This window comes from Phenylobacterium sp. (assembly GCF_044371015.1).
Classification (GTDB): domain Bacteria; phylum Pseudomonadota; class Alphaproteobacteria; order Caulobacterales; family Caulobacteraceae; genus Phenylobacterium.
Genome location: NZ_JBILUK010000084.1, coordinates 1 through 12,380 on the forward strand (window position 1 = coordinate 1; position 12,380 = coordinate 12,380).

At 68.5% G+C, this 12,380-nt stretch carries 13 protein-coding genes; 3 read left to right on the plus strand and 10 right to left on the minus strand.

From position 1 onward, the window contains the following. The 4 genes from ACIQ3R_RS08985 to prfA form a co-directional block, all read right to left on the minus strand. Nucleotides 1–323: DUF4167 domain-containing protein (locus ACIQ3R_RS08985; protein ID WP_397417525.1), on the minus strand; the 323-nt coding region annotated here is incomplete at its 3' end. Nucleotides 324–547: 224 nt separating this feature from the next. Continuing rightward, complete coding sequence (gene prmC, locus ACIQ3R_RS08990) at nt 548–1,417, minus strand: peptide chain release factor N(5)-glutamine methyltransferase (RefSeq protein ID WP_397417527.1); 870 nt, start codon at nt 1,415–1,417, stop codon at nt 548–550. Continuing rightward, nucleotides 1,414–2,181, minus strand: a complete 768-nt coding sequence (locus ACIQ3R_RS08995) for an MOSC domain-containing protein (protein WP_397417530.1) — start codon at nt 2,179–2,181, stop codon at nt 1,414–1,416. Before ACIQ3R_RS08995 ends, prmC begins: the two co-directional genes overlap by 4 nt. Nucleotides 2,182–2,224: 43 nt before the next feature. Then, nucleotides 2,225–3,301 carry a peptide chain release factor 1 gene (gene prfA / locus ACIQ3R_RS09000; RefSeq protein ID WP_397417532.1) on the minus strand — a complete coding sequence of 359 codons (1,077 nt, stop codon included), beginning with the start codon at nt 3,299–3,301 and terminating at the stop codon, nt 2,225–2,227. 63 nt (nt 3,302–3,364) lie between these two features. On the opposite strand from prfA, the gene ACIQ3R_RS09005 reads away from it, so the two are divergent. Then, nucleotides 3,365–3,943 carry a pyridoxamine 5'-phosphate oxidase family protein gene (locus tag ACIQ3R_RS09005; protein WP_397417534.1) on the plus strand — a complete coding sequence of 193 codons (579 nt, stop codon included), beginning with the start codon at nt 3,365–3,367 and terminating at the stop codon, nt 3,941–3,943. 63 nt (nt 3,944–4,006) lie between these two features. On the opposite strand, the gene ACIQ3R_RS09010 is transcribed toward ACIQ3R_RS09005, so the two are convergent. The 5 genes from ACIQ3R_RS09010 to ACIQ3R_RS09030 form a co-directional block, all read right to left on the minus strand. Next, nucleotides 4,007–4,300, minus strand: a complete 294-nt coding sequence (locus ACIQ3R_RS09010) for a hypothetical protein (RefSeq protein WP_397417536.1) — start codon at nt 4,298–4,300, stop codon at nt 4,007–4,009. A 105-nt stretch (nt 4,301–4,405) separates the two neighbouring features. Then, on the minus strand, nt 4,406–5,284 hold the full coding sequence (locus ACIQ3R_RS09015; RefSeq protein WP_397417538.1) for a transglutaminase N-terminal domain-containing protein: 879 nt from the start codon (nt 5,282–5,284) through the stop codon (nt 4,406–4,408). 13 nt (nt 5,285–5,297) lie between these two features. Further along, nucleotides 5,298–7,817, minus strand: coding sequence for a circularly permuted type 2 ATP-grasp protein (locus ACIQ3R_RS09020; RefSeq protein ID WP_397417540.1), 2,520 nt, complete (start codon nt 7,815–7,817; stop codon nt 5,298–5,300). A gap of 150 nt (nt 7,818–7,967) precedes the next feature. Further along, nucleotides 7,968–9,431, minus strand: coding sequence for a carotenoid oxygenase family protein (locus ACIQ3R_RS09025; protein WP_397417542.1), 1,464 nt, complete (start codon nt 9,429–9,431; stop codon nt 7,968–7,970). After that, nucleotides 9,431–10,246 carry a DUF1295 domain-containing protein gene (locus ACIQ3R_RS09030; RefSeq protein WP_397417545.1) on the minus strand — a complete coding sequence of 272 codons (816 nt, stop codon included), beginning with the start codon at nt 10,244–10,246 and terminating at the stop codon, nt 9,431–9,433. The genes ACIQ3R_RS09025 and ACIQ3R_RS09030 overlap by 1 nt, the downstream gene beginning before the upstream one ends. 140 nt (nt 10,247–10,386) lie before the next feature. On the opposite strand from ACIQ3R_RS09030, the gene ACIQ3R_RS09035 reads away from it, so the two are divergent. Continuing rightward, nucleotides 10,387–11,397: an endonuclease/exonuclease/phosphatase family protein gene (locus ACIQ3R_RS09035; RefSeq protein WP_397417547.1), complete on the plus strand. Its 1,011-nt coding sequence runs from the start codon at nt 10,387–10,389 to the stop codon at nt 11,395–11,397. 18 nt (nt 11,398–11,415) lie between these two features. On the opposite strand, the gene ACIQ3R_RS09040 is transcribed toward ACIQ3R_RS09035, so the two are convergent. Further along, nucleotides 11,416–11,667 carry a hypothetical protein gene (locus tag ACIQ3R_RS09040; protein WP_397417549.1) on the minus strand — a complete coding sequence of 84 codons (252 nt, stop codon included), beginning with the start codon at nt 11,665–11,667 and terminating at the stop codon, nt 11,416–11,418. A 199-nt stretch (nt 11,668–11,866) separates the two neighbouring features. Here ACIQ3R_RS09040 and ACIQ3R_RS09045 point away from each other — a divergent pair, with 199 nt between their 5' ends. Beyond that, nucleotides 11,867–12,292 carry a helix-turn-helix domain-containing protein gene (locus ACIQ3R_RS09045; protein ID WP_397417550.1) on the plus strand — a complete coding sequence of 142 codons (426 nt, stop codon included), beginning with the start codon at nt 11,867–11,869 and terminating at the stop codon, nt 12,290–12,292. The last annotated feature ends 88 nt before the right edge of the window (nt 12,293–12,380 follow it).

Below are 12,380 nucleotides of genomic sequence, written 5' to 3' on the forward strand. Positions count from 1 at the left end.
TAGCCCGACGCGACCTGGTCGCGGCCGATGATTTCGCTGGGCGTGCGGTGCGGCTGCAGGGCTCGCAACAGCCGGAAATAATGCTCGGCGTGCTGGAGATAGTTCTCCGCCAGCACCCGGTCGCCGCCGGAGCCGGCGTCGCGCGCCAGTTGCTGGTAGCGCTCGAAGACGTGCTGAGCGTTACCGCGCACCTTCACATTGTCGGGGCCGTTGGACTCGAACGCCCGGTTGGCGTTCTGCTGCGTAGGCTTACCGCCGCCGCTGTTGCCGCCGCCGCCGCGATTGCGACCGCGCTGGCGCTTCATCCCCTTGAAATCTCTCATATTTCGGAGTCCGTCCGATTCTTCCCGCGCCGATGCCGGCGCTCTGGCCTTCGCCCGGCCCGTTCCCGGGCCACCCGTACTGCGAAGGGGTCTGCTAGGCGTCTCCGGCCCGGGGCTCGTCGACGAGGTCAATCCTCGTCTGCCGGGCCGGGTGCGTCCTGCATGGGAACGCGCTAACCTGCGGCGCCGACGAATTGGGGTGGAGACGAAGCGGGTGTAGCCGCTCAGGCGGCGGTTTCCAAGGGGTTTTTCAGGCCGGTGACCACCCGGTCGCGATCCGCCAAATCCTTCACTGAGGCGACATTGAAGGCGCCGGCCTCGCGGAACAGGGCCTCGACGGCTTCGCGCTGATCCCAGCCGATCTCCACCACGAAGCGGCCGCCGGGTTTCAACACGCGCAGGATCTCCGGCGCCAGGAGTCTGTAGTGGTCCAGCCCATCCCGCCCGCCTTCCAGCGCCAGGCGCGGTTCGTGATCGCGGACCTCCGGCTCCAGTGTCGGGATCACATCCGTGGCGATGTAGGGCGGATTGGAGACCACCAGATCGAAACCGCTGCTCTCCAGACCGGCGGTCCAGTCGCCGCGCAGCAGCGCGGTGCGGCCGGCCAGTCCCAGATGGGCGGCGTTGTCGCGGGCGACCGCAAGCGCCTCTTCGGAGACATCGATCCCCAGACCGCGGGCCGCGGGCCGCTCGGCGAGCAGCGCCAGGAGGATGGCGCCCGAACCCACGCCCAGGTCGAGGATGCGAAGGGGCGCCGTCTCGGGGAAGTCGCGCAGCGCGACCTCGACCACGGTCTCGGTGTCCGGCCGGGGCGTCAGCACATCGCGAGTGACGCCCAGCATGATCTTCCAGAAGCCCTTGCGCCCCAGGATGTGGGAGACCGGCTCGCGCCGGACCCGGCGGGCGACGTAGTCGTCAAGGCGGGCGGCCTGCGCGTCGGTGAGCACGCGGTGCGGATCCGTGACGATGTCGATGCGCGTGGCGTCGGCTGCGGCCTCGACCAGCAGGCGCGCGTCGATCACCGGGCCCGGCACGCCGGCGGCCTCCAGCGCGGCGCGGGCGCCCTTCCAGGCCTTGACCAGCGTCAGTGTCATTCCGGCGCGGTGACTGCGTCGCCCAGGCCCACCGCGCCGCTCGCGGTGACATGGACATAGATGCCGCACAGCATCTGTCCGTAGTGATCGTGCAGCGCCCTGACGACCTCGTGGTCGCGGACGGCGCTGGTGGGGTCGACCTCGGTGGCGGCGCAACGGACGATCGGTTTGTAGACTTTCGCCCGGGCCCAGCCGACCATCATGTCCTTCCCTTCCCAGGCGTTCTCGACCCAGGGCTCCCAGCCCTCGACATAGAGGTTGGCGCGAAAGCGCAAAGGGTCGAGCTCGACGCCCATCTTCGCCGACAGATCGCGGACGCTGGCCAGGTTGAGGATCGAGACGTGGCCCAGCGGGTGATCCATGAACCGAAACGCCCCGCGCGAGGGCATGACGCGCAGAGGGCCGCGCAGGTCGTCGGTCGGCAGGGTCGCCGTGAGCCAGTCGGCGAAGGCCTGGGCTTCGGCGGCATCGTCCAGGCGGCCCGCGAAAGCCGGCCGGCCGGGCGCCTCGGCGCTGAGGACGCCGGTGGCGTCGTGGAGCCGGGTGCGGATCGCCGCTATGGCGGGGATCGCCGCGAGCACGGTGAACTTCATCTTGGTGACCCAGGCCGGCGCGGCCGGATCATAGCCCGAAGGCCCATTCTCCACCGCATAGAGCCGGTCATTCGGGAAGTTTTCACCGGCTCGGAGTTCGACCCGCTCCAGCCCCTCGGGCGTGAAGCCCTTCACCGGATGCCGATAGATCGCCGCAACGTGTCCGCTCATGGCGGGGTTCTGGCGGAAAGCCTCAAGGGGCTCAACAGGAACCTCAGCCCAGCTCATCCTCCAGCGCCGCCAGCCGAGCCGCCTGATCTTCGGCGATCAGGGGGTCAATGATGTCATCGAGCGACTCGCCCTCCACCACCTTGGCCAGGTTGTAGAGGGTCAGGTTGATGCGGTGGTCGGTCACCCGGCCTTGCGGGAAGTTGTAGGTGCGGATGCGTTCGGAGCGGTCGCCCGACCCCACCTGAGACTTGCGGCTTTCGGAGCGGGCCGCGTCGAGCGCCTCGCGCTGCTGGTCGTAGAGCTTGACCTTAAGCGCCTTCATGGCGCGGGCGCGGTTCTGGTGCTGCGACTTCTCCGAGCTGGTCACCACGATGCCGGTTGGCAGGTGGGTGATGCGCACCGCCGAGTCGGTCTTGTTGACGTGCTGTCCGCCGGCGCCGGACGAGCGATAGGTGTCGATCCGAAGGTCCTGGTCGCGGATATCGATCTCCACCTCTTCCGGCTCGGGCAAGACGGCGACGGTGGCGGCCGAGGTGTGGATTCGTCCCTGGGCCTCGGTCGCCGGCACGCGCTGCACCCGATGGACGCCGCTCTCGAACTTCAGTCGGCCGAACACCCCGTCGCCGGTGATGGCGGCCACGATCTCCTTGTAGCCGCCGGCGTCACCCTCGGAGATGCTGTCGATCTCCACCCGCCAGCCGCGGGTGGCGGCGTAGCGCTGGTACATGCGGAACAGGTCGCCGGCGAACAGCGCCGCCTCGTCACCGCCGGTGCCGGCGCGCACTTCCAGGATGGCCGAAGCGTTCTCGTCGCGATCCTTGGGGGCGAGCAGCAAGGCGACGTCGCGTTCGAGCCCGGGCAGCCGCTCGGAGAGTTCGTGCAGTTCGGCGCGGGCGAGTTCGGCCATCTCCGCGTCGCCCGAAGCGGCCATCTCCTCCAACTCGGGGGCCTCGGCGCGGGCGCGCTCCAGCGTGGCGACCGCGTCGGCCACCGGCTTGAGCTCGGCGTGCTCCTTGGAGAGACGCACGATCTCGGCCCCGTCGGCGGCCGCACCCATCCGCGCCTCGATCTCGCGGAAGCGGTCGAGCACCTGATCGAGACGGGCCTGGGGCAGACGCATGGGGAGCGGTCTCTAGCGGAGACAAGCGTTCGCGCCAATGATGGGCCTTCGGGAGGATCGATCATGTTCCATATGGGCAACCGCGAACTGCAGGATGCGTTTGGGTCGAGGGCGCTGGCCGACCGGCTGGTGGAGCGACTGAAAAGGACAGCGTTCAACGCCGACGACGCCAAGTTCATCGCCGCCCAGGCGTTCTTCTTCCTGGCGACGGCCGACGCCGAGGGCCGACCGGACTGTTCGTTCAAGGGCGGGGCGCCGGGCTTCGTGCAGGTGCTGGCGCCGGACCTGCTGGTGTTTCCGGACTACGACGGCAACGGCATGTTCAAAAGCCTCGGCAACATCGTCGCCAACCCGCAGGTGGGGCTGCTGTTCATCACCATGGGCGAGCGGCCCGCGCGTCTGCGGGTCAACGGCCGGGCCGAGGTGGTGACGGATCATCCGATGATGGCGGCCCTGCCGGGCGCGCAACTGCTGGTGCGGGTGACGCCCGAGGCGATCTTCCCCAACTGTCCGCGCTACATCCCGGACATGGCGACCGGAACGCCTTCGAAGTACGCGCCTCTGCCGGAGACGCCGCCGGTTGAACCGTCGTGGAAGACGTTTCCGGACTTCGCCGACGTTGTGCCCCCGAGGCGGGCCTAATCCCCAAACAAGAAACCCCCGCCGTCACCGGCGGGGGCTCTATGTCTCAGATTCGAAGTCGAATCAGGCGCGCACGCCGCTCAGCGACGCGTTGCCGAACATGCCGAGCTTGACGTTGCCGCTCATCTTGTCGCCTTCGACCTTGGCCGAGAACTCAAGCTTCATCGGCATCGGGCTGGTGATGTCGCTGGTCCAGGTCAGGGTGTCGCCGTCGACCTTCCCCGACACTTCCTGGGCGCCCATTTCCGAGTCGACCTTGCCGGTGAAGGCGTCGCCGCTGGTGGCGATGGCCACGTCCATGGTGCGCGCGCCCATCGGCGTGTTGATGGTGATCTTCCAGTTGCCGTCCGCGGACATGTATTCCTCCAGGAAAAATGGTCCGCCACCTAAGCGCGGAAGGGGGCGCGGCGCAAGAGTGACGGACGCGTCATTTTCGTGTCCAAACCCTCGAGGCCCCCGCCCCTACGCCCGGGGGACGACATCCACTTCGACCTTCAGGCTCTGGGCGCCGGAGGCGAGGATGATGCCGTCGATGGGGGCGACGTCGGCATAGTCGCGGCCGACGGCGAGGATGATGTGGTCGTCCTCGGCCAGGATCGCGTTTGTGGGATCGAACCCGATCCACGCCAGGTCCGGCCCGCACCAGACCGAAATCCAGGCGTGGGTGGCGTCGGCGCCTTCAAGGCGCGGCTGGCCGGGCGGGGGGACGGTGCGCAGGTAACCCGACACATAGGCCGCCGGCAGGCCAAGGCCGCGCAGGCCGGTGATCATGATATGGGCGAAGTCCTGACAGACGCCGTGGCGGGCGCGAAAGGCCTCGGCCACGGGCGTCGAGACCTCAGTGGCGCCGGGATCGTAACGGAACTCGGCGTGGATGCGGCGATTGAGTTCTCCCACCGCTTCCAGGATCGGTCGTCCGGGCGGGAAGCTTGCCCGCGCATAGTCGGTGATCTCCGCCGTCAGGGGGGTCCGCTCGGTGGGATAGAGGTGGACCGCCGGGCCGTCGGCATCAAGCGAAGGCGCCGCCAGCGCCGCCTCGCGCACGGTCTCCCATGGCGGCCCCGCCACACCTGCGGCGACATGGGCGGCGTGGACCTCGACGCGGGAGGTGGCCTCGATGACCAGCTCGTTGTGGGCCTTGTCGACGATGACCGTCAGCATCTGCTCGCCGAACGGTCCGCGGCGACGGTCCTGGCTGGAGGGGCGCGGCGAGACCTTGAGATCAGCGTCCAGCACGCTCTGGTGGCGGTTGGAGATCGGGGTCAGGCGCAGAACGCAGCGCGCATAGCTGACCTGATCGGCGTAGCTGTAGGTGGTGCGATGGCGCAGGTCGTAGATCACGCCGGGATTCCCATCATGCGAGGCCAACCATCTTGACCGTCGGCACAGCGCTGGCGCCCTGAAGGAAGTAGCGGTCGGCCACCGCGTTGGAAAACCGCATCAGCGCGCGCTCGAACCGATGCGCCTTGTCTTCGGAGAGCCTGCGCGCATCCTCGGTCTCAACGTCGGCGGCGAGCGACAACAGGATGCGGGCGGGCTCCTCCAGCATGCCGTCCTCGCGAAGGGAGGGCAGCACGTCGAGATGCTCCCGGAGGCGGGCGAGCTGAAAGGCCAGCGAGCGGGTGTTGTAGGGGTCCAGCATGACCAGGTCGCGCACCGGCGTCAGCGCCAGCCCGACCATGTAGCGCGCGCGATAGGTGATCTGGCTGTCGTTGAGATCCAACAGCAGATCGAGATCCTCGGTGTCGGCCGAGTCGTGGGCCAGCAGCCGGCAGAGGCGGGATGTGGCGATGCCGCGTTCGACCCGGCGGCCGATGTCAAGGAATCGCCATCCGGCGACGCGGTTCATGTTTTCCTGCGCGAGGCCGGAAAGCGCCGCCAGAGTGCGCAGCGCCCGCTCCACCAGGCGCAGCACCTCGGCCTCGGAGTCCAGGTCTTCGGCGGCCGATTCCAGTCCCTGTTCGAGCTCCAGCAGCAGGCTCCAGAAGTCGCCGGAGAACCGCTCACGCATGCTGGACGCGGTGCGCTTGGCCGAGCGGGCGATGGCCAGCGCGGAGCCCCAGGCCTGGGCGTCGCCGAGCGCCTGGCGGGCGACCGGCAGGGCGCCCGGGCCGGTGTCGGCGCTGACCGCGCCCCATTCCACAAACAGCGCCCGCAGCGACGCGAACGTCTGGCCGGCGGCGTGGCCGGCGGTTTCTGAGGCCATCAGGCTGCTGCACAGGCTTCGGATGGTGCGCAGCGTCGCCTCGGCGCGTTCCAGATAGCGGCCAAGCCAGAACAGATTGTCCGCCGCCCGGCTGGGCAAGTGGCCCAGAATACGTCGAACCTGGACGTCTTCAGCCCGGGTGATCAGCGTCATCCGCTCGACGGGCTTGTCGTCGATCACCCAGACATCGGAGGTGCGTGCGCCCTCGCCCATGGAGATGGCCCGCGCATCGGGTCGGTCGGAGGTGCGGCAGAACCCGCCGGGCATCACCCGCACGCCCTCGGGCGTCATCACGGCGAACACGCGGAGCACGAACGGCGCCGGCTCCAGCTTCTCACCCCGCAGCACCGGCATGGTCGAGAGCCGAACCACGTCCTGGCCCACCAGGTCGCCGGGCCGATCCTCCAGGCGGCGCAGCAGGTTGGCGCGCGCCTCGGGCGACATGTCGGCGACCAGGCGGGAGTGGCTGATCACGCCATCGCCGCCCCGGCCGTTGAAGGCCGGCGCCACGGCCAGTTCGTCGAGGCGCGACCGGACCAGATCCCGGGCGGCGGGCTCGCCGCACCACCAGGTCGCAACATGCGGGAGTTTGAGCTCTTCGCCGAGCAGGGCTCGGCATATTCCAGGAAGAAAGCCCATCAGGGCGCGGCTTTCCAGCACGCCCGCGCCGGGCATGTTGAGCACGACCACGCCGCCCGCGCGGATCGCTTCCAGCATGCCGGGGGTGCCCAGGCGCGAGGCGTTGTTGAGCTCCAGCGGGTCAATATAGTCGGCGTCGACCCGGCGGACGATCACATCGGCGCGCTTCAGGCCGGCGATCGTGCGCACATAGACCTTGCCGTCGCGCGCCACGAGGTCATCGCCCTCGACCAGCAGGAAGCCCAGATAGCGGGCCAGGTGCGCCTGTTCGAAATAGGTCTCGCTGAAGGGGCCCGGCGTGAGCAGGCATATCCTCGGGTCGGCGCGATCGGCGGCGGCGGCCAGACCCCGGCGCATGCCGTCGAAGAACGGCGCCAGGCGGTGGACGTTCAGAGAGTTGTAGAGACTGGAGAAGGCGCGACTGACGATCAGCCGGTTCTCCAGCGCATAGCCTGCGCCGGATGGCGCCTGCGCCCGGTCGCCCAGCACCCACCAGCGGCCATCAGGGCCACGTCCGATATCGGCGGCGTAGATGTTGGTCCAACGGCCGCCGGGAGGCGAGACGCCGCGCAGGGCGCGCAGGAAATCCAGGCTGCCGGTGATGGCGGCGGCGGGCAACAGGCCCTCAGCCACCAGCCGCCCTTCCCCATAGACATCGCCCAGCACGGCCTCGAGCAGGGTTGCGCGCTGGGCGACGCCCGCGGCGATCTCGTCCCATTCGGCCTGCGGCAGCATCAGCGGCAGCGGATTGAGCGGCCAGTTGCGCTCCGCCTCCTCGCCGTAGACCCGATAGGAGGCGCCGGAATCGCGAATATGACGGCTGGCCAGGCCGAACCGATCCCCAGGGTCGCCGGCGGGGAAGGCGGCGAAATGCCCCAGGAAATCGAGCCAGTGATCGCGCGGCCGACCGCGCGCGTCGAACAGCTCGTCAGGCACGCCCGGCAGAGGCCGATAGCCCTTGATCCAGTCGCGCAGGCGCCGGGTGGCGTCAGGTTCGGCTTTGGTGCGAGCGGCCGTTGTCGTCGGCACGTGCGTCGGCTCCCCCCGGACTCTATGCGGTGCGGCGCGGACGGTATCACAGAGGCGGAGGGCGCCTAGAGCGCGTTCGGCGAAAGTGGAATCCGGCTTCGCCGAAGAAACGCGCTCTAATTCATATAGATCGGGCCTGTTCGACCGGCTCTAGCCTTGGTTCAGCGCGCTCCGCGGCGCCCAGCAGGCGTGGGTGCCCGACGAGATGCGATGCGGCAGCCGCACGCGGGCGACCGGGCCGGCCTCAATGTCGGAAGCGTCGAGGATGACGCACTCCGAACGATCCTCGACCATGTCGGTGATGAAGCTCACCAGCCAGCCATCATCCTCCCGGGTGGCGCCGGGACGGGCGGCGAAGGGCGCTTCGGAGCCGTAGCGCCCCTCGCCAAACGGCAGCGACCACGAACGGCCGGTCTCCAGGTCGTGCTTGACCACGCCCGTGAAGAGGAACCAGCCGGGCTTGGCGGTGGTGGAATAGGCGTAGCGGCCCTTCAGTCCCGCGACCGCCGGGTTGAAGGTGCCGAACTCAAGGATGCGGTCGTCAAGCGGGCCTTCGCGGGTTTCGCCGGTGACGAGGTTGAAGCGCCAGCGCCACAGGCGCGGCTTCATCGAGTGCTCGTCGAGATAGGCCATCATGCGGCCGATCTTGGCGTCGTAACCGGGCAACGGCGGCGGCTGCGGGTCTTCCTGGAAGTAACCGTCGAGGACGATCTCGTCGCCGTCCTCATAGGCGTTCAGCCAATGCAGCACATAGCAGGGCTTGGCCTCGAACCAGCGGATGTCCTCGGGCTGGCCGAAGCGCGGAATGATCGCGAAGCGGGTCGGCAGATCCTTGTGGAAGCGGGCGGCGTGCAGTCCGCGGGGTAACAGCTCCGGGTCCCAGAAAAGCGGCAGATCCGGAAGGATCGAGTACTTTCGGGTGAACGCCATGTCGTGGGGCAGGCGCGGGCCCGGCAGCGGGATCGGCACATAGTGCTTGAGCCGGTTGTCGGCCCCGACAACGCCGTAGTGCATGTAGGGCGCCTGCTTGGAATAATTGAAAAACAGCAGCTCGCCCGTGGCTTCGTCGACCTTGGGATGGGCCGAGATTCCGTCCGCCGGAACCCAGGATTCCGTACCCAGGTCGGCCAGGGTCACCGGATCGAGCCGGTATCCCTCCCCGCACTGGTAGAAGGTGGAAAGCGCCTGCCCCGCGTGAACCACAACGTCGGTGGACGAGCTGTCCTTCAGGCTGCCCTGCGCGCCCCAACCGGGCCGGAGCGAGCGCGCCGGGTTCTCCGCGAGACCGGCCCAGAGCGCCTGACCGGCGGCGGCCTCCTCCTGGAAGCCCTTGGTGCGGACAAAACGGTTGCGGTAGCCGGCCTTGCCATCACGGAACGAGATGGCGTGGATCATCCCGTCGCCGTCGAACGGGTGGTAGAGCCCGATCGGCGCGTGGACCGGGTTTTCCGTGTTGCGGAGATAGACTCCGTCGAGCTCCCGCGGAATCTCGCCGATCACCTCGAGGTCGGGCGCGTCGATCTCGTCGAAGTTCGGCGTCCAGGCGCCGGTCATATAGGGGTGCTCGGTGGCGCCGATCGTGGTCGCCACCCGATTGACGATGGTTACGGACATCAGGCGTCTCCAGCCGGCTTGGGCGGCCAGGGGATCAATGGACTCGTGCGGCGCTGATAGTCGTCATAGCCCGGCCGGGTCTTGGTGAGGCGGCGCTCATAGGTCACCCCGCCGCTGAACTTCAGAAACAGGAACACCAGCAGGATCGGCCCGGCGATCGAGAGAAGACCCAGCGGCGCCTCGGCCGCGATCAGGAACAGGCCCACCCAAACGCAGACGTCGCCGAAATAGTTCGGGTGGCGGGTGTAGCGCCACAGGCCCTTGTCCATCACCTTTCCGGCGTTGGCGGGGTCGGCCTTGAAGCGGGTGATCTGATGATCCGCCAGGGTCTCGAAGCCGATCCCGAAGACGGTGACCGCGGCCCCGATGAAGGCCAGAACGCCCAGCTGAACCGGCGCGCCCAGCTGGCCGAGCTGCACCGGCAGGGCGACGATCCACATCAGAGGCGCCTGCAGGGCGAACACCAGCCGAAGGGTGGCGTAGCCATAGCTCCAGCCGCGCTCGGCCTCGGCCTTCTGCATCATCCGGACGTAACGCCGGTCGGCGCCATGCGCCCGCCATCGGAAGAACAGATGCAACCCGAGGCGCAGCGCCCAAGCGACACACAGGGCGACCAGCAGCAATTGCCGCGGGTCGCCGTTTCCGGCCTGGGCATAGGTCGAAAGCGCCACGACGCCCATGCCTAGCGCCCAGACCGAATCGATGAAGCTGGGGTCGCGGATCGCCACAGCGACGCGCCACAGGATCAGGAATCCGGCGACGCAAAGGGCGAAGTTGAGCGCCAGGACGGCGGCGATGTCGGCGGTGAACGGCATGGCCCCAGCGTTCCATGCAAGGCCCCGACGCACAAGGCGCCCCTGGGGCGGCGTCGTGAAACCTTGATGCGGGAGTCACCTCCACGTCGCGGAAGCAGCGGATGAGGGCGCCATCCAGATCACACCAGGGGAGCGGCGTGATGATGATGGACCTGGAGCCGCCCGCCATCGTGCGGACCGACGCGGCCGAGATTTCGGTGCTCACCTACAACGTGCGCGGCCTGCCCTGGCCCGTCGCGACAGGCCGGGGCTCCGCCCTGCGCGCCATCGGAGAGGAGCTGGCCGAACTGCGGCGGGAGGGCCGCCAGCCCGACGTCGTGCTGATCCAGGAAGGCTTCCGGTCAGAGATGGCCGAGCTGGTCCGGATCAGCGGCTATGCCTTCTGGGCCGAAGGGCCCGGGCGCGAGACCCGGGCGCCCCATGGTCCCGCCCCGGCTCGGCGTGACGCCAAGATCCATTTGGGCGAAGGGCTCGGCAAGCTGACAGGCGCCGGGCTGCATGTGCTCAGCGACGCGCCGATCCTGGACGTCCAGGTCGCGACCTTCCGCCACTGCGCCGGCCTCGACTGCCTGGCCAACAAGGGCGCGATGCTGGTCAGGATCCAGCCCCCGGGCCTCCCGACCCCGGTGGACGTGGTCAACACCCACCTCAATTCCCGCAAGGCGTCCCGCGCGCCGTCCGGCCGAACGCTCGCCGCACATCAGGGCCAGACCCAGGAACTGTTGGCCTTCCTGGCCGCCCATCGCGTCCCGGATCATCCCTTGATCGTCGGCGGAGACTTCAACATCCGCAACTCGGCTGTCCGCTATGACTATGCCGCCGACCGGCGGCCCTACCGTGTGGTGGCCGAGTACTGCGCACGGGTCGAGCCGATCTGCGCCGCGCCATCGAAACCGCGCGATGACGGGCGGCCCTGGCTGGCGTCCCAGATCCTGCAGGGCTTCGCCGACAGCGATGTGCGGGTCCGTCCGGTGGCGACGGCAGCGCTGTTCAATGCCGGCGCGTCCCGCCTCTCCGACCATGACGGCTACCTGGTCAACTATCGCCTGAGCTGGCCCGCCGCCTTCGATCCCGACCGCCGCGAGCGCGCCGCGCTTGAGATCAAGCCGCGCATCGGCAAGTGGGGCGTCAAGATTTCCTGGCGGCCCTAAACGCCCGATCCGCCCGGGTCAGGCGTCGTGGAAGCGAGCGCTCTGGGCCACATGAAACGCCCCGGAGTGGCTGAGCACGATCCAGTCCCCGACGTGCGCCACCACAAGGCCCTCGGGCGTGCGCACCTGAACCGCGCAAGCCTCGGCCACGGCCTGGGCGTCATCCCCCAGCCACTGCCAGAGCACGGCCCAGTTCTTGCGGTCATGCGCCGGCGGCACGCGGAGCGCCGCGCCGTGATCAAACGGCGGATGAAGCTGGTGAACGCGCATGAGCCTTCTGACGCAAACCCTCGGATCCGCGGCAGTTCAGGGTTGCTTCGGTCACCAAGAACTTAACCTCGGCGCCGCGTCAGACGCGAGCGGCGCTCGCGCTGCGTTTGAAATGACTTTTCAGGGCGCTTGGGATCGACTTTAGTGCGCAACTTAACCTTGCGGGGAAGGTGGGGACCACCCGCATCAGGAGGATGGTATGACTGAGGCGTCGAGCAAGTCGCCCGATCCGATGGATATTGCGTTGGGCGCGGCGGTGCGGATTCGTCGGCGCACGATTGGCCTCTCGCAGGAAGCATTGGCCGAAAAGTGCGGCGTCAGCTTCCAGCAGATCCAGAAGTACGAGAACGGCGCAAACCGCATCTCCTTCTCACGGCTGGTGCAGATCGCGCGGGCGCTGCGCTGCCGCGTGACCGATCTGATGGACGTGTTCGACGGTGCGGATTCCGAAACCGCCGAGGATCTGGATCTGCTGACGCGGATGCGCGTACCGGGCGCGGTCGAATTGCTCACCGGCTTCGAAAAGCTGACGCCGGAAGTGCGCGGCTCGCTGCTGAACCTCGTGCGCACCCTGAGCGCTCAGCCGATCACGCTCGCCCAAGCCCGCGAGATGGTGGCGGCCTAGAGTCTGCTCTGCTGAGCTGGCCGTCGGCCGCAAGCTGAGCCTGCGGTGAATTGAGAGAATCGAGCCGCCTGCCGCGCGGGTGACTCGG